Below are 17,024 nucleotides of genomic sequence, written 5' to 3'. Positions count from 1 at the left end.
CATTTCTTACAAAGGTGAGGTACAATAACAGCAGTGAGTAAACCAATTCCAAATATTTGCTGATGTAACTTCACTAAATGCAAACTCTATGGCTTTTGCTAACTCTTTATAATTAGGTGTCTTGATAGAACGGAGAATATTTTTAAGTTTTGACCATAAATTTTCAATTGGGGAGAAATCCGGCGAATAGGGCGACAAGTATATTAATTTAGCCCCTTTTTTTTGGATGGCTTTTTCTACTTCTTCTCCGGTATGAATAGTACAATTATCCATGACTACACAAGCACCTTTCCATAACTTTGGCACTAATTTTCGGATAATAAAAGCCTCAAATGTAATTGCATCAGTTGTACCTATTAAATTAACTGATGTTAGGACTTCTTTGACCGATATAGCTCCAATTATTGAGACATTTCTTCCGCGTTTATTCGGTTTTGATCCCTTGGCTCTTGAACCTTTTAGAGATCGAGCATATAACCTAACCATTGCCAAGTTTACTCCACATTCATCAATGAATATTAAGTCTTTGAAACAAACTTCTCTAATTTTTTGCCAGAACTCGTATCGCAGGTTCTGAACCCTGTCAGTGCCTTTGTCTGACGGGAAAAGAGTTTTTTTTTCAAAGTCATGTTTAAGAGTTTTGCCATTCTTCCCATCGTTGCTACGCTGATGGTAAAACCAATTTTTTGGTACAGTAAATAACGGAGTTCTTCGAGAGTTGCATCATTGTTTGCTTCAATCAATTCCGCTAAAATTAGCAGTTGTTCTGCATTCAGTTTTAATTTGACTCCACATCGCTCAGTGCGAGGAGCAATGTTTTGGGTGTCACGATACTGTTTAACCAATTTTTGGACAAAACTTAGGGCTACACAAAAACGGTTAGCTATTGCTCTTTGTGACAGCGGTTCATTATGGTACACATCCATAATTTTTTGTCTAAAATCAATCGAATAAGTTTTCATTTTTACTAATGCGTGATCCTTGCTAAAATTTGAGATAGTTGTCATTCTAGTGACTGCTGCGGGTCGAGGGACTACTGCTCGAAGATCGCCCTATTTAATTAGAGCTGTATAACATTTTGAAGTTCTATATTTTTCACTCCGTTTAAGTCAGTTATATTATACCTCATCTTTCTAAGAAATGCTATATGTGGCGATCGCCCCAGCCATTTACCAGCGTCAAGCCCCCGGCTTTGAAACCGGCTACACCCCCGAAGCCATCCAAATCGGCAGAGAATACAAAGAAAAAACCACAGCTTCCGAACTTCTCGGCGATATCCAAGCCACCATCGATTACCTCAAAACTCTACCCTCTGTCAAACCAGAAGGTTTTGGTTGCATTGGTTTCTGCTTTGGAGGACACGTCGCCTACCTTGCCGCTACTTTGCCCGAAATCAAGGCTACAGCGTCGTTCTACGGCGCCGGTATCGCCACCCAAACCCCCGGCGGCGGAACCCCGACGATCGCCCGCACAGCAGACATTAAAGGCACTCTCTACGCCTTTTTTGGCACTCAAGACCCCAGCATTCCCTTAGAACAAGTTGACCAAATCGCCGCAGAATTGCAAAAACACAGTATTTCTCACCAAATTTTCAGCTACAATGCCGATCACGGCTTCTTCTGCGACCACCGCGGCAGTTACGACGCTACGGCAGCAGCCGACTCGTGGGTGCAGGTGAAGGAGCTATTTCATCAGCAACTTCAACCAGCTTAGAGAGTGGGAGATGGGGAGATAGGGAGATGGGGAGAGTGGGAAAATTTTTTCTACTGACGACTGCCAACTAAATTACTGACAACTGACAACTAAACTGACATGAATTCCAAATCTACAGGTTCTCAAAGCGCAAAAGCATCCTTTTCAATGGATGATTTTGCTAAAGCCCTCGAACAGCACAATTACGAGTTCCAGAAGGGACAAGTAGTGCGCGGCAAAGTGTTCGAGTACGACTCAAACGGCGCGTATGTTGATATCGGCGGCAAGTCTTCGGCTTTTTTGCCGATCGAAGAGGCTGCTTTGAGAACAATAACGGATTTGTCGGAAGTGGTTCCGCTGGACGAGGAACGGGACTTTTTGATTATCCGCGAACAAGATGCAGATGGCCAAGTTACTTTGTCCCTGCGGCAGTTACAAATTCAGCAAGCTTGGGAAGATTTAGTGGAATTGCAGGAAACCGGTAAAGTTCTTCAGGTGCGGGTTTCTGGGGCGAATAAGGGCGGCGTGACAGTAGATGTTCAGGGAATGCGCGGTTTTATTCCCCGATCGCACTTAGTGGAACGCGATAATCTAGAATCGCTGATCGGTCAATCTTTGAGCGTTAATTTTTTGGAGGTCGATCGCGAACGAGAAAAACTCGTACTTTCCCAGCGGATGGCCACTCAATCGAATGCTTTCAAGGATTTGCAAATTGGTCAGTTGGTGGAAGGAAAAGTCAGCAGCATCAAGCCTTTTGGCGTGTTTGTGGACTTGGAAGGAGTTAGCGGTTTGCTGCACATCAAGCAAGTTAGCCAAAAATATATTGATAACCTTGGAAAGGTGTTTGCTCCCGGTCAACCCCTGAAAGCGATCGTGCTTGACCTCGATGAAAGTCGTGGCCGGATTTCGCTTTCTACTCGGGTACTAGAAAATTACCCCGGGGAAATGGTGGATAAAATGGCGGATGTTATGGATACCGCAGAAGAGCGATCGGAACGTGCTCGAAAGACTCTTTCTTAAGTCTTGACGTAATTACAATCCCGACTTCTTTAAGAAGTCGGGACTGTAAGAGCGCGATCGTTTTACGTTGAATTAGGTTGATTTACTTATTTTGCATTTTACATCAACTTTTTATACCAGTTTCCCGAAAAAATCCAACTATAGGCCAACTCCCAACCCAGATCCAGTAAATAATCGGTGTTGCATAATTCCAGGATGATTTTGATTGTTTTGTGGGATGGGCGTCCCGCCCGTCCGGTGTAGTGTCAAAGCAGGCGGGACATCCCACAAAACAATCCTCCTCAAATTGTGCAACGCCAAATAATCACCTCTCGACAACCTAAAACCAATCGAAAATAGTCTTACTTCTTCCTTCTCATCTCTAACTCGATTTGAACATCATTTAACCCCATTAGCTACTACTCCCAATACATTAAAATCGGCTACATTTAGTTGATCTAAAGCTTTGTTTACCAGACCGCGATCGGTTTTTTCTATTTTTACTATCAGCACTGTACCATCAGTTTGAGAGGCTAGTAAATGACCATCTGCTAAACCCATTAAAGGTGGTGTGTCGTAAATGACTAAATCAAATAAAGCTAGGAATTGCTCCATTAAATAGTGCATCTTTTTAGAAGAAAGTAACTTAATTGGATCAGGGGGAATAGTACCGGCAGTTAGGACAAAAAGATTCTCATCGTCGGGTAATCGCTGAATAGCCTCATTTAAGCTTAAATCAGAACTTAAAACATTACTTAAACCTTTCATATTTGATAAGCCAAGGTATGTGTGCAGTTGAGGCACACGCATATTAGCATCCACTAATAATACTCGTTTACCAACAGCAGAAGCAGTTTTAGCTAAATAAAGTGCTACAGTTGACTTACCCTCACCTTTAAGGGTTGAAGTGATGGTTAAAGAACTTATTGGGTGTTCAGCATTTAATAATTGAATATTTGTGTATAAGTAGTGAAAGGCCTCGATCACAGGAAAATCTTTGGAATTTGAAACTATTATTCGTTTTAAGCTTGCACTGTTAGTATTTGAAGTTACGCTAGTGAATTGAGCGGGAACCCTTTCACCTCTACGAGATTTGATTTTCATCGCTTTGGCGATCGGAATGACTCCCAAAAGAGGGCGTTTAGTTGCTGATTTAATTTCTTCGGGAGTATGGAAAACAGTATTTAAAACTTCTACTAGGAAACCTATAGCAATGCCTAGTAAAGTGCTAATAACGATCGCGATCGCTAGGTGGCGACGGGTTGGTTTTTCTGTTACTGGGTAGAGATCACCATTTTCGTTTGTGATTAACTGTGGCTTAGATATAATTTGCCAAGAGCCATCAATTTGACCAGCATCTAGTTGTAAAGTTTTTTGTTTTTCGATGAACAGTTTGAGAGTATCTTTAGCTAGTTCTAGTTGCAATTGGATGTCATCATAGCGCCGTTGAGCTTGGGGCATTTGAGTGATTTTTGCTTGCAGTGAATTTTGGCTATTAGTTATCACTTGCTCGCGAGCTTCCAACTGTTTTAGTTGTGATTGCATCTGCAACAGGACAGTATCAGATTCTCTTTTCATTAAATCACGCAAACTTTGCTGCTTTTCCCGCAAAGATTGAATGGGAAGGCTATTTTCATAAAATTGAGTAGAGCTTAAAGCTACTTGCGACTCTATTTCATTTACTTTGCCAATTAAATTTTCATAAGACTTGGGGCTAATATCAACAATCCAACGATAATCGCCTGTTAACGATCTTTTTTTGTAGCTTTCATATTGAAGCCTACTTTCTGCCAGTTGGCCTTGCACTTCTAGGCGACGATTAGCTACACTATCTATCTGATCTGATAGGCTGCGGCTGCGTAGTTCTGGTTGATTAAAGTTATACTGAACTCTTAAAATTTGTAACTCTTGTTGCAAGTTATCTACTTTCTGCTGGAGTGGTGGCATTTGTCGAGCGATAAAATCAATACTTTGTTTGCTAACTCTTAAACGCTCTTTGTCAATATATTCTAGGTAATATTTGGCAGTTTCATCCAGCACATATTGGATGCGCTTGGGATCTCGATCGCGGTAGCTAATATCTACGAGTTTAGTACCACCCTGCTTCCCATCTCGCAAGAAAGTAACACGTTGGATAATCAAGCGGTTGTTGAGATTTTTATAGTCAAAGTTTGGATATTTTTTCTGTAAGTTTTTAACTAATGGTAGTAAAACTTCTGGGCTTTTTAAAACCCGCGATAAACTTTGATAATCCACCGAAGAACCTTCTTCGGCTGATGATTTAATTTTGTTCAAGTCTGTGATGCCTAAACTGTTATTTTGAGATTGGACAAATAGCTTTGATAGCCGATCGTCAGCCGTAATGGGTTCTGCTAAAACTGTAAATTTTCCTTCATACTCGGTAATAGATTTTTTGGCAGCCCTGAGCACGAAACTACCGCTTAAAGTAGCTATACTGACAGCTACTATGCCCATCACCAGAAGGCGACGTTTGACGACAGCTAGTACCCAATTCATATCAAGAACTTGGTCATCCTCTGCTGGGGTACTAGCTAGGTAATTAGCGGAGGGAACAGACAAATATTGACCATTAAGGTCATTCTTGAGGGAAGACAACAGTTTTTTATCCATAGCAAAAATGTATGTTATTTAATTCCTAATTTCCCAATAGTCTGAGTAGCTCTATCAGTCGGGTGGGAACGAGAATTCCACCAATAATATTACTAGCTGGTGTGAGAACAGTGTTAATGGTGTCTACCAAGGTAGCAGTCCTCGAACGTCCCACTATAATTATGTCATTATCTTGAATAAGTGGGTTTGTTTGAGCATCGATTCCTTGATTCAAATTAATTGCTACTTCCGATCGGGATATAGTTCCATTAGGATTCAGCCTGATCAGTTCCACGGATCTAGAGTTAGCGCGAGTTAGTCGGAAACCCCCCGCACTCATAATTGCTTGATTTAAGGTAGTATTAGGAGGTAATTTGAGTCCACCCGGAGCATTGACTTCTCCGACAACACTCACTTGCAAAGTCGCCGGAGCAAAGCTAGCAGTAGCTAGAACAGAAACTTCTCCTGGGTCGATCGCCGTCGCTGTCGGGACAAAGATGATATCCCCTTCTTGTAGTATAGTATCTTGAGAGGTATCTTGTTCTTGCAAATATTGCCAGAGGTTAATAGTTCTAATTTGTTGTTTGCCACTTCTAGTATAACGTTGGAGTTGGATTTGCCTAATATCAGCGATTGATGTGATGCCACCAGCTAGTTGTAGAGCTCGAATGATGGTCGGTTGTCCGCTAGTTCTTTCACCATTTCGGGTATCACCACCGATCGCTACATATCTACCGGGACGCTTCACCTCTCCGAATACTGAGACAGTACGGGGTTGCTCTGCTGGTATAGAAAAATTAGATTCACTAAGTTGATTTGTTTCGGCTAAATTAATTGTTTCTTGAGGGGGAACCAAAATTTGATCTCCATCTCGCAAGGTGATATCTTGGCTGGTCTGACCAGTTTGTAAATAATCCCACAGATTATAAGTGATAGTTATTTCTTTGTTAGCCGTGATCCGACGCCGCACAATTACTCGTCGAATATCAGCGCTAGCTCGAATACCCCCAGCTTTTTCTAAAGCTTGAGGAAGCGTGGGAAACTGAATTGATGGTCTAGTTCCACCTCCATTAGCTAGGGGCAATAAGTAGGAGCCGGGACGACTTATTTCACCCGATAACCAAATATTAAGCGGGCGGGCTGCTTGTAAGCTGATTGTAACTAAAGGTCTTTTTACGACCTTACCATAAGCTCTAGTAATAACTTGGGCTGCCTGTTCTAAAGTTAATCCTTGAAGGGAAATACTACCAATAATGGGGATTTGAATAGCTCCCCCAGCGGGAATTTGATACTCCCCACTAAGCTGGGGCAGATCGTAGATATCAATTCTAATATTGTCTCCACCACCTAGATAGTAGTCAGTATTAATACTTGTTGCGGGGGCAGGCGACTGAGCGAGGTTGATTTGAGGGTAGGAGAAAGTGAGTACCAGCGCCAGCAGTGGCAGTTGAAAAGCAGGGAGAGTAAGCCATTTCATAGGTAATAAAAAAATTATGATAGAGGTAAAGCCATGAAAGATATTTTAACGGTGCCGATGTTTGCGTTGATGCTATTGTGTTTAACGCTGGTCGTCTTTGTGACTATTTATATCTTAGTCGCACGCCATCCCAAATTGGGTGCCAGATTAGAAAAGATTTTTGTGGGGATACTTTTTTTTACCATGACTGGTGGGTCAGGGATCATAGCCATGCCCTTCCCCAAACTCCATCCTAATGTTTTCTACAACTTAGAAACTACACCCCCAACGATGATTGCTCAAGTTTGCATTTATGGGGCAATGATATTAATGCTTTTTCCCCGGTTAACTAAAACCACCCAAAAAACTGTTTCTATGTGCATTAAATGGATAGCAGGAGACATTTTTTTAGGTTTGTTTTTATTGATCATGACTTTATCGAGCTTGTGGTCACAAACTCCTGAAGTTACTTTTAGGGCTATTTTGGCTATGTGGGCAATAACACTGGTTTCTATTTATGTAGGGAAAGTTTATAGTTGGTTAGAAATTTATGGATTATTGAGATGGCTAACTGGTTTATTAGCTTTATGGTTACTTGTGAAAACAAATGCAGCGCCGGACGGTTGTTGGACAGGAGTTTTAGGTCATAAAAACCCTTTTTCTTTTCAAATGGCTAATACAGCTTCTTTATGGATTTTATATGCTTTCAAAGATCGCAAGTCTCGCTATTTATCATTATTTATCATTTTAATAGCTTTAGTAGGATTGCAAAAAGGTTGTAGTGGTGCTAGTCGGATTTTGACCGTGGTATTAATCAGTTTGTGGAGTTATTTAGCCCTTTTAAAAAGATTACCAATAAAATGGGCTTTTCTCTGCTTTATCTTATTTTTGGTCGGTAGTATAGGTATAAGTATTTTGGTGTTAAATAATTTAGAGACTATTATTGTAGATGGTTTGAAAAAAGATATGACTTTAACAGGCAGAACCGATTTTTGGCCTTTAATTATTGATCGAGTTAATGAAAATAATCCTATATTTGGTTATGGAATGCGAGGATTTTGGCAGCCTTGGCGTGGCTTGGAGAACCCCGCTTACGGAATTATAGTAGCTAAAACTGGTTTTGTGCCACCCCACTCTCACAATGGTTTTCTTGATATACTTTGCGAACTGGGTTGGGCCGGATTCTTGTTGTTTATTGGGTCATTTTTAAACAATATATTTAGAGGTATAAAATACCTAGTTAAAGGCAGTTTTCCGGAGTCAGGTTTGCCTTTGTATTTATTAACATTTATCCTCATGACTAATTTGACCGAGGGGGGATTATTTGGGACTGGTACTTATTGGTGTTGGTATGTAGTTTTATCGGTAAAATTGAGCTTAGATAGGACAGCTAAGGATAATCCATACTGATGATGTCAGCATTTGGTCAGGCTTATTAGGAGAATCTTTAAACAAAATAAGCAGAACCCCGACTTCTTTAAGAAGTCGGGGCTTTAAGACCGATCGCGTTTTACGTTTAATTAAGCGGGCTTACTTAACATGACTCGCAATTGTTTCACTCTCCACCGTTACTTCCACTGGCCAAGAATTTTCCACATCTACTGTTTGTTTCGGGTGATAAACTGCCAAGTCGAACCAGAAAGTCGTACCCACATTAACTTCGCTAACTAAATTAATTTTAGTGTGGTGCTTGTCAATAATGTTTCTAACAATAGAAAGACCCAATCCCGTTCCTTCTAAAGTGTGTACTCGGTTTTCTACCCGGAAAAAGCGATCGAAGATGGCTTGTTGATCTTCGGGATCGATGCCAATTCCAGTATCAGAAATTTCGATCCGCACTACCGGAAAATGTTGGGCATCCGGTGACAAGTTGTGGTTGACGGATTGACCATCTTTGTGGGTGGGCGCCTCCGGCTCTAGCAAATACGCTCGAATTGCCACCTTGCCGCCGGACTGGGTAAATTTTAAGGCATTTCCTACTAAATTTGCAAATACTTGCAGTAACAAATCGTAATGACCTAAAGCAGGCGGCAAATACGGGTCAACTTCTTGCTCTAATTCAATGCCTTTATCCTTAGCATTTAACTGATAAGTCCGCAGGGTTTGTTCCACAGCTTGCGGGAGGTCAACAGCTTCCAAGTGATAAACTCGGCAGGATTCCAGTCGCGATAAGTCTAACACGTCGTTAACTAAACGAGTTAGTCGATCGGTTTCTCGATTGGCAATTTCTAGGAATTCCCTGCGCTCGCTTTCTAGAAGGTCTTCTCCGTACTCGTGGAGAGTCTCGATAAAAGATTTGATATTAAATAAAGGTGTTCTCAATTCGTGAGAAACATTGCTGATAAAATTGCTTTTAGCCTCATTAAGCTCTACTTCGCGAGTAATGTCCTGCACTGTCATTGCAATGCCTTTGAGACTTTCTCGGTAATTTCCGGAACCTTGATGCTTGGAGGTTTGCTCGTAGAAAGTACACTCTACAGCTATCGGGTGTTGTGGTTCGGTACAGGTATCTTCCTCATGGCGGATGCAGCTTTTGCACAGCGGTTCTGCACCGGGCGCTTTGTGCAGAATGACTGTAGTTAAAACAATCCGAATTGTACGGTTAACGGGTTCGCTCATAGAGATGCGAAATTCGCCGCCTTCGCGATCGCCCGCAGCTATTTCCTGCAAAGGTCTCGCCAAGTCCTGCTGCACTTCCGAAGGCAAAATGTTAAGAACATTTACTCCGATCGCCTTTTTGCCTTCCCATCCAAAAATCCGCTTCCCCGTCGGATTAACTAAAATCACCTGCAAATTTGCGTCTAATAAAAGCGCGCCATCAGCAATCGTTGATACCAAAGTTTGTAACTTAGCTTTTTCCGCTGTCAGCTCTTCAATATTTTGTTCTTCATAACTTTCGAGTTTCTGGGCCATTTCATTAAAACTGCCGATCAACTCGCCCAATTCTCCCCCTAAAGGCAGGTCAACTCGCTGCTTAAAATTCCCGCTGGCAATATTTTTCACCCCAAAGACTAATTGTTTGATCGGCTGAGTAATTGTCAGGGCATTAAATACAGCCCCCAAAATTACCATCACCCAAATGGTGACAAATACTGCTAAAGTGACATCCCTAGTCAGATTTGAAGAGATAACTGCGGCGGGATTTGGGTTAATGCCGATCGCCAAAACTCCCAAATATTTGTCTTCATGAATTAACGGCACAAATACATCAGTAACTTCTCCATCTGGCGTCAAATGCTGCCGCACCAAAGGCAAAGAAGTTAAATTTCTCGCCTCAATGTCGGCGATAAAATTATCCGGAAGTTTAATTTGGCGACGCAGCGTCAGGGAAGTTTCCACCTCCGATTCCGAGAAAGGTATCCCCAAAAAAATATCCCCCGCTTCGTCTGCATAAAGCATATAGCGGACGCTGGAGGTGCTGCTGTAAAATTGGCGGGAAAAGCGGGCGACTTCGGAGCGATCGTTATTGGCAATCAGCGGCGCCACATTTGCCGCCAACAGCAGGCCGAGGTCGCGACCGTAGCGAGTATCGTTAAGTCGGGCGTCTTGCTGGATAGTATTCACGGCCCAGAATGTGAGGCCACTCATAATTAACGACACTACGAGGGTAGCAGCGGCCATCAGGCGGGTCTGGAGGGTAAAATCCGACCACCAGCGGGCAATAATTTCTCCGATTTTGTTTAGTATGGCCAGCATTTCACCAGTTCACCAGTTCAATATTAAAAGCAAGATCAATTCAGTTGGCTCCCGATCGAATTTTCTGCTGCGACTTGTCCGCTACCGCCACCGCATAGATACCAAACTTCATTGTTACATTTCTACATTGAGATTGCTTGGCTTTCGGATGGCGGCCGATGTCGCAATTCCTAATTTTTATCACCCAGAGCTCGGCGGCCGATGTCCCGGCGACAGTAGACGCCTTCAAATTGGATGCAATCAACTGCTGCATAAGCCTTGGAAATAGCTTGTTCCAAAGTTTCTCCCGTCGCAGTGACGCCCAAAACCCGGCCGCCGTCGCTCACCAACTGCTGCTGCTTTAACTGGGTGCCGGCGTGAAACACTTCTGCTCCTTGGGCTTCAGCTTCCTCGATACCTGTAATAACTTTGCCTTTTTGATAACTTCCGGGATAGCCGCCAGAAGCCAAAACTACGCAAACAGAGGCCCCCGACTTCCAGCGAATAGAAGATTCACCGAGACGCTGCTGACAGCAGGCCAGCACCAAATCTTCTAAAGGAGTTTCCAGCAGTGACAAAACCGCTTGAGTTTCGGGATCTCCGAAACGGCAGTTGAATTCTAAGACTTTGGGTTCTCCGTCGGGGGTAATCATTAAACCTGCGTAGAGTACACCCCGGTAGTCGATTTTGCGTTTTTGCAATGCTGCGAGAGTGGGTTCGAGAATTTCTTCTTGAATCCTTTCCATGAGTTCCGGGGTGACAATGGGCGCTGGGGCGTAGGCTCCCATACCGCCGGTGTTGGCTCCCTTGTCGCCTTCGCCGATAGCTTTGTGGTCTTGGGCGGGCAACAACGGTTCCACTGTGATGCCGTCGGTGAGGGCAAGAATCGAGACTTCTTGACCTGTTAAGAATTCTTCGACGACTACTCGGATGTTGTCGGTGCCGAATTCGCCTCGGAAAATGGTGTTGATGGCGCTGTGAGCCATTTTGACGGTGGTGGCAACGGTGACTCCTTTGCCTGATGCGAGTCCGTCTGCTTTGATGACTATCGGGATTCCTTGTTCCAGAACGTATGCTTTGGCTGCTTCTGCGTCTGTAAATACGGCAGCTTTGGGTGTTGGGATGCCTGCTTGAAGCATCAATTCTTTGGCCCAGGATTTGCTGGATTCAATTTGGGCACCGGCTTTGGTGGGCCCGAAAATCATGAGTCTTTTCTGTTGGAAATAGTCGGCGATGCCTAGCGATAGGGGCAATTCGGGGCCGACGATGACTAATCCGATGTTGTTGACCATCACAAAGCGTTCGATGCCTTGGAAGTCGTCGATGTTGAGCGACAGATTTTGACAGCCTTGGGTGGTAGCTGTGCCGCCGTTGCCCGGTACGCAGAATACTTGTTTAATCCGCGTAGATTCTAGCAGTTTTTTTGCGATCGCGTGTTCGCGACCTCCGTTCCCCACAACTAAAACTTTCACAGTATCCTCACCTATAAATTTTGTTCTCTGAATGTCTGATTTTCAGTGTTTGCACTGTCTATCTACTTTTTGCAGTGCTGTCAATTATGCCATGCTTGGCGCTAGGGAATTGCTAGATGTGGCACTTTTCTGGAGGAGTGGCGTTCGACGGCTGTTTCTCAATGGCTGGGAGGGTGCAATAATTAAAGACTTTAGCCGCGCAATTTTTCTAGGTTCTGCCTCGATTTAATCAAGCAATTAAAACTATTTTTTGGCTTTTAACTCTGCAATTACTATAATTCATCCGGGGGCAAATAGCGATAAGATAGGCAGGTTGACTCTGGGGAATTTTACTCAAATGAAATCAAATCAAACCGCTGCGAGTTCGTCTGCAAAATTTAAGCGGGTGGGCGTTGTCGGCGGCGGCCAGCTAGCTTCGATGATGGGAGATGCTGCGAGTGCGCTGGGTATTGAATTGGTAGTACAAACTCCCCATGCTACTGACCCGGCAGTTTCTGTTGCTGCTGGTGCTGTTTTGGCTGCTGTGGATGATGTTTTAGCTACGGCTCAATTGGCGGCTGGCTGCGGTGTTATTACTTTTGAAAATGAGTTTGTGGATTTGGATAGTTTGCGACCGCTAGAAGAGCAAGGTGTGTTATTTCAGCCGAGTTTGTCGTCGCTTTCTCCTTTGTTGGATAAGTACGTTCAGCGCTGTTATTTACAAGGTTTGGGTTTGCCAACTCCCAGGTTTTGGGAATGGGATTGCAGCGCAGATTTGCCCCCAGAATTGTTTAAGGCGGTGGCGATCGACTTTCCGGCAATTTCTGTTTCCGACAGCGTGCAGATTGCAGGAGACTCGGATGCTGGATCGATCGACTTTCCCTTTGTCGTCAAAGTTCGCCGCCACGGTTATGACGGCCAAGGTACTTTTATTGTTAATGATCGAGGGAGTTTGGAGTCAATTCGTGCTAAACTCCAAGGTCAGTCTTTGCTGGTGGAAGAGTTTGTGCCGTTCGATCGCGAGTTGGCAGTGATTGCGGCTCGATCGGCAACTGGCGAAATTGCGATTTATCCGATCGTAGAAACTCAGCAGCAAAATCAGGTTTGTCATCTGGTGATTGCGCCCGCTGATATTAGCTTAGATGTGAAAACTGAAGCTTGTGCGATCGCCCGCACTCTCCTCAACAGTTTGCAAGCTGTCGGCGTATTCGGCATTGAATTATTTTTAACCGCCGATAATAAGCTGTTAGTCAATGAAATTGCACCCCGTACCCACAACTCGGGACATTTTACCATTGATGCCTGTGAAACTTCACAATTTGAACAGCATTTGCGCGCAGTTTGTCAACTGCCTTTAGGTAATTCGGCTCTGAAATGTGCAGGCGCTGTCATGGTAAATTTGCTCGGCTACGAGTCAGGCCAGTCCGATTATTTAGCAAAAAGACAACAACTGGCACAAATTAGCGGTGCTTTTGTCCATTGGTATGGTAAGAAAGAATCGCGTCCCGGCCGCAAACTAGGTCACGTTACAGTTGTGCTCGACGCAGACAAGTTGGCTCAGGGGCGATCGTCAGCAGAGGATCTCGCTCAAACCGTTGAATCTATCTGGTATGCAGGTTAAATTGCTCGCAGCTTGCCAAAATCGGGTTAGTTGGTATATATTAAATAAAGGTTCTACTGCGACGTTGGTGACTGCCAATAATGTTTTTTTGATCTATAACTCTTAACTCTCGGGAATCAAGATGTTTGGACAGCAGTAAACTGGGCTTGTACCCAGAAACTTTAAGTCCGAGCCAACGGTACCCACCTGGTAAAATACCAGGTCAAAAGCTGAGGTAAGACGGCGTTGCGGGGAACCCTTAAAATTTTGGGCGATGCTTAATCAGGGTATGAAAAAAATAATTGGAAAATCCAGAAGTTTTATGAATACTGGTTTCTCTAATTGGCCTCTTTAGAATTTCATACCGTAAATCAGCAAAGCCGTTTTTTTATATACCCCCACAGTCTTTCTATTGGGTTTACTTGCGGACTAGAGGCAGGCTGAAACAGTAAAATCACATCTGTCTACTATTTAAGCCTTAACAGAACCGTATTAGTTTATAAAACATACTCCAGATACTTCGACCCCTGCAAAGACACGGCGAAAGTCTTTGTCTCTACACTTCATAAATCTGGAATACGCTGTATTAGTGATGGGAGACAGAGCCTCCGGGTATGTATTCCCCGGCTCTGCCTAGGAAGAAGAATAAAATGGTATAAATTTGCTAAGAGGCCGATCGCACTAAAATGACTGTACAGTCGCACCCGCGCGCCACAGCTTCCGGGATGTTCCCGTGAATCACCTGCTTCAGCAGCCCTTCACGGCTCGCTCCCAGGACGATCGCATCGCACTGATCGTTCTGAGCCAAATCAATTAAAGCATCAGAAACCGATTTAGCGCAAACCGAAGTCGCTATTATCGAACAGCTAACCCTGCGCTTGATAAACTCCGCCGCTTGCTTTAATTCTCCGCGATCGGGTTCTGCAACAGAAGGCTGATGAACCTGACACAATTTAATCTCCGGTACAGCACTCGCAGCTACCAAAGCAGGTAGCAGCCGCAAAGCCGCAGCTTGCTTGTAACCGCCGCGAATAGGCACCAACCAACGGTGTAAACCCATCAGCGTGTGCAGCCCCAATTCTGGGGCTGGAATGTCTGAATTCTGCGGGGTAAATTCACTCTCAGGAGTCGCTGATAAATCTGAGGATCTCGCCAATGCGGGATTATCTGCACCATCAACTCCTTCGGCGTTCAATTCCCATTCTATAGACGCATATTTCCGCCCGCTAAAAGTGGGGGAAAACTCGTTTTTCTTGCGTGTTGCTAATAGTTTTTCGCTCCATTTAACCAAAATCACCTCGCAGCCTGCTTGCCGAATTACGGTATCAACCACATCGCCAAAAATGCGTCCTTTTGTGGAAAATTCGCCTTGCCAGCCCATCAAAATTAAATCGATATGTCGCTCCTTTATTGTCTCTAAAATCGCGTTAGGCACGTCATGAGCTACCCGTATTTGGGTGTGTACGGGCAAATTCCAATTGCGAATAATTCGTTCGGCTTGTTGCAAAAGGCGGCGGCTTTTGGTTGTCCGCACTGCGCTTTCTGAGGGGGAACTGTTGCGCGGTACTAAGATGATTTGCAGGCATTCTAATTCGTAATTGCGATCGCGCGCGATCGCTGCCGCCAGCCGCAGCAAAGCGGGTGCTGTTTGGGGATTGGAAAGTGGCACTAATAAGCGGCCGTTTCCGACTTGCGGAGCTTTGGTTTGATAGACAACATAGGAAGGTTCTGGATGCGGGCCCTGGGTTGTTTCTCCGCTGAGGCGATCGGATTCAACTCGGATAATGTCGCTGCGGGTAATAATTCCCACCAAACGCCGGCCTTCTACGACTGGCAAGCGGCTGATATTGTAGTTGTTGAGCCTGTACAATACCTCGCTTAAAGTATCCTTTGCTTTGACGGCGATCGGCTGTACCGTCATAAATTCTTTGAGCAGCGAGTTGCCGGATAAATTGCGCTCGCTGGCATTTGCCAAATCGGTTTGACTGACAATTCCGACTAATTTGCCATCTTCAACTACTGGAAATCCTCGGTGGTGCGATCGCGAAAATGCCTGCATCACTTCATCGAAAGTCAGCAGACTTGAAAGAGTTTCAACTCGGCACTGCATCACGTCATGTGCGTGCAAGTCGCTCAAAGTATTGCTCGCAGCTTTTGCCTTCGTCAGTTGAATGCCGTTAAACTCCAAAAGGCGATTGTACAGCGAGCCGCTCTCTACCTTTTCTGCCATTAAATAAGCAACTACAGAACAGATCATCAAAGGCAGCACTAATTTGAAATCCGCCGTAATTTCAAACACAATTACTACCGAAGTAATCGGCGCTCTAGTAACCGCGCAAAAAAACGCTCCCATTCCCGCCAAAGCGTAAGTTACGGGCGAACCAACGCCCAGGAAATCTGCCTGCACAATGCCCACCATGTGACCGAGTGCAGAACCCATAACTAGGGAAGGGGAGAACAATCCTCCCGGAGCTCCAGAAGCAGCAGAAATAATTGTTAGAAAAAAGTGAGCTACAAAAGCAATTAAACTCGTTATGCCGCTTGCTTCGCCCGTCAGCAGAAACTCCCGCAAACCCGTATTGTTGCGGAAAGTTTCTGGGAGAAAAGCTATTACTGACCCGCAGATTATGCCAGCTAGAGCCATTCGCGCCGGCAACGCTAATTTGAGCGATCGCCTGTTAAATTGCAAGCTAGCCATAATCCCTTTCGTGAACAAAGCTCCCAGCAATCCCGCTAAAACTCCTAACAGTATGTAAAACGGGATTTCCTGAGCCTCAAAACTGCTTCGGTACTCGCGAAGGTTCAAACTTAAACTATCGCCGCCCAAAAGCTGCGAGACAACTGCACCGATAAATGAAGCGATAATTGCAGTCCCTAAAGTCAATCCCGAAACGTCGTGCAGCAGTTCTTCAACTACAAACAAAACTCCTGCAATGGGAGCATTGAAACCCGCAGCCAATCCGGCAGCAGCACCGCAAGCAATCAATTGTCGGCGGTAATCTGGGGAAGTGGGCATCAAGTGACCTATCCAGCCAGCCAAAGATGCTCCTATTTGGACAGTAGGGCCTTGCCTGCCTAAAGTTAAACCGGAACCAACTGCTAAAATAGTGGTCAGAAGTTTGGCGACAGCTACTCGCAAATCTAAGGAAAGATTGACTCCGCCGAGAGCAGCTTTGACGTGAGGAATGCCGCTGCCTGCAGTTTCGGGAGCAAAACGCTCAACCAAGAAACCTGTCAGCAACCCGCCGCATAAACCGACGCTGGGCAGTAATATCCAAGCTGGAATTAATGTCGAGGTAGCAACTCGCCAACTGCCGAGCCATCCGACTCCTGACTTTAGCAAAACACCGGCCAGTCCGGCCACTAAGCCGATCAGACAAGCTTCAAAAATAGCGAGGCGTTTCGGTCGTAAAAACAGTTGAGATTTGATGACCCTGGAAGGTTCGCTAAATTGTTTAGGGATAGTTATGTACGGCATAAATAGCGTAGATGACCTGAGAATTGTCTGCTCGATCGCACTTTAGCGAAAAATCCTTCGATA

At 44.5% G+C, this 17,024-nt stretch carries 10 protein-coding genes, 1 other RNA gene and 1 pseudogene; 5 read left to right on the top strand and 7 right to left on the bottom strand.

Going from position 1 to position 17,024, the window contains the following annotated elements:
• Positions 1–6: 6 nt before the first annotated feature.
• Positions 7–962, bottom strand: a protein-coding gene (locus D0A37_RS27755; protein WP_242715677.1) for an IS630 family transposase whose coding sequence is annotated in 2 segments (ribosomal slippage) — positions 7–629 and positions 629–962 — 957 coding nt in all. Because the reading frame shifts where the segments join, the coding sequence is not laid out codon by codon here.
• 184 nt (positions 963–1,146) lie between these two features.
• On the opposite strand from D0A37_RS27755, the pseudogene D0A37_RS27750 reads away from it, so the two are divergent.
• A pseudogene (locus tag D0A37_RS27750) lies at positions 1,147–1,713 on the top strand (dienelactone hydrolase family protein); the annotation flags it as partial.
• 99 nt (positions 1,714–1,812) lie between these two features.
• The gene (locus D0A37_RS27745) at positions 1,813–2,712 is read left to right on the top strand and encodes a S1 RNA-binding domain-containing protein (RefSeq protein WP_242719457.1); all 900 of its coding nucleotides are present in this window, start codon (positions 1,813–1,815) and stop codon (positions 2,710–2,712) included.
• Positions 2,713–3,090: 378 nt separating this feature from the next.
• Here the strand turns inward: D0A37_RS27745 and D0A37_RS27740 are convergent, their stop codons facing one another.
• Both D0A37_RS27740 and D0A37_RS27735 read right to left on the bottom strand, forming a co-directional pair.
• Positions 3,091–5,322: a GumC family protein gene (locus D0A37_RS27740; RefSeq protein ID WP_242719455.1), complete on the bottom strand. Its 2,232-nt coding sequence runs from the start codon at positions 5,320–5,322 to the stop codon at positions 3,091–3,093.
• A 25-nt stretch (positions 5,323–5,347) separates the two neighbouring features.
• Positions 5,348–6,778, bottom strand: a complete 1,431-nt coding sequence (locus D0A37_RS27735; RefSeq protein ID WP_242719453.1) for an SLBB domain-containing protein — start codon at positions 6,776–6,778, stop codon at positions 5,348–5,350.
• A 33-nt stretch (positions 6,779–6,811) separates the two neighbouring features.
• Between D0A37_RS27735 and D0A37_RS27730 the strand changes: the two genes are divergently transcribed.
• Positions 6,812–8,167, top strand: a complete 1,356-nt coding sequence (locus D0A37_RS27730; RefSeq protein WP_242719451.1) for an O-antigen ligase family protein — start codon at positions 6,812–6,814, stop codon at positions 8,165–8,167.
• Between the two features lie 120 nt (positions 8,168–8,287).
• On the opposite strand, the gene D0A37_RS27725 is transcribed toward D0A37_RS27730, so the two are convergent.
• The 3 genes from D0A37_RS27725 to purD are packed head-to-tail and all read right to left on the bottom strand — an operon-like array spanning position 8,288 to position 11,904.
• The gene (locus tag D0A37_RS27725) at positions 8,288–10,453 is read right to left on the bottom strand and encodes an ATP-binding protein (RefSeq protein WP_242719449.1); all 2,166 of its coding nucleotides are present in this window, start codon (positions 10,451–10,453) and stop codon (positions 8,288–8,290) included.
• Between the two features lie 40 nt (positions 10,454–10,493).
• Entirely contained in the window at positions 10,494–10,637 is a 144-nt protein-coding gene (locus D0A37_RS27720) for a hypothetical protein (RefSeq protein WP_242719447.1), read from the bottom strand.
• Complete coding sequence (gene purD / locus D0A37_RS27715; RefSeq protein WP_242719445.1) at positions 10,624–11,904, bottom strand: phosphoribosylamine--glycine ligase; 1,281 nt, start codon at positions 11,902–11,904, stop codon at positions 10,624–10,626. Before purD ends, D0A37_RS27720 begins: the two co-directional genes overlap by 14 nt.
• Positions 11,905–12,241: 337 nt before the next feature.
• Here purD and D0A37_RS27710 point away from each other — a divergent pair, with 337 nt between their 5' ends.
• On the top strand, positions 12,242–13,504 hold the full coding sequence (locus D0A37_RS27710; protein ID WP_242719443.1) for a 5-(carboxyamino)imidazole ribonucleotide synthase: 1,263 nt from the start codon (positions 12,242–12,244) through the stop codon (positions 13,502–13,504).
• 50 nt (positions 13,505–13,554) lie between these two features.
• Positions 13,555–13,742, top strand: a non-coding RNA gene (gene ssrS, locus D0A37_RS27705) — 6S RNA.
• A 405-nt stretch (positions 13,743–14,147) separates the two neighbouring features.
• Here ssrS and D0A37_RS27700 read toward each other — a convergent pair.
• Complete coding sequence (locus D0A37_RS27700) at positions 14,148–16,961, bottom strand: chloride channel protein (RefSeq protein ID WP_242719441.1); 2,814 nt, start codon at positions 16,959–16,961, stop codon at positions 14,148–14,150.
• Positions 16,962–17,024: the final 63 nt, after the last annotated feature.

It is taken from the genome of Microcoleus vaginatus HSN003, from assembly GCF_022701255.1.
GTDB lineage: Bacteria > Cyanobacteriota > Cyanobacteriia > Cyanobacteriales > Microcoleaceae > Microcoleus > Microcoleus vaginatus_B.
Note: the sequence above shows the minus strand (reverse complement) of the source record. Positions and strands in the feature narration are given on the sequence as shown.

Bases quoted from the DNA above. Each gene is read 5' to 3' on its own strand.
- D0A37_RS27745 (WP_242719457.1), top strand. From the start codon at position 1,813: ATGAATTCCAAATCTACAGGTTCTCAAAGCGCAAAAGCATCCTTTTCA.
- D0A37_RS27700 (WP_242719441.1), bottom strand. From the start codon at position 16,961: ATGCCGTACATAACTATCCCTAAACAATTTAGCGAACCTTCCAGGGTC.
- D0A37_RS27725 (WP_242719449.1), bottom strand. From the start codon at position 10,453: ATGCTGGCCATACTAAACAAAATCGGAGAAATTATTGCCCGCTGGTGG.
- D0A37_RS27735 (WP_242719453.1), bottom strand. From the start codon at position 6,778: ATGAAATGGCTTACTCTCCCTGCTTTTCAACTGCCACTGCTGGCGCTG.
- D0A37_RS27710 (WP_242719443.1), top strand. From the start codon at position 12,242: ATGAAATCAAATCAAACCGCTGCGAGTTCGTCTGCAAAATTTAAGCGG.
- D0A37_RS27730 (WP_242719451.1), top strand. From the start codon at position 6,812: ATGAAAGATATTTTAACGGTGCCGATGTTTGCGTTGATGCTATTGTGT.
- D0A37_RS27740 (WP_242719455.1), bottom strand. From the start codon at position 5,322: ATGGATAAAAAACTGTTGTCTTCCCTCAAGAATGACCTTAATGGTCAA.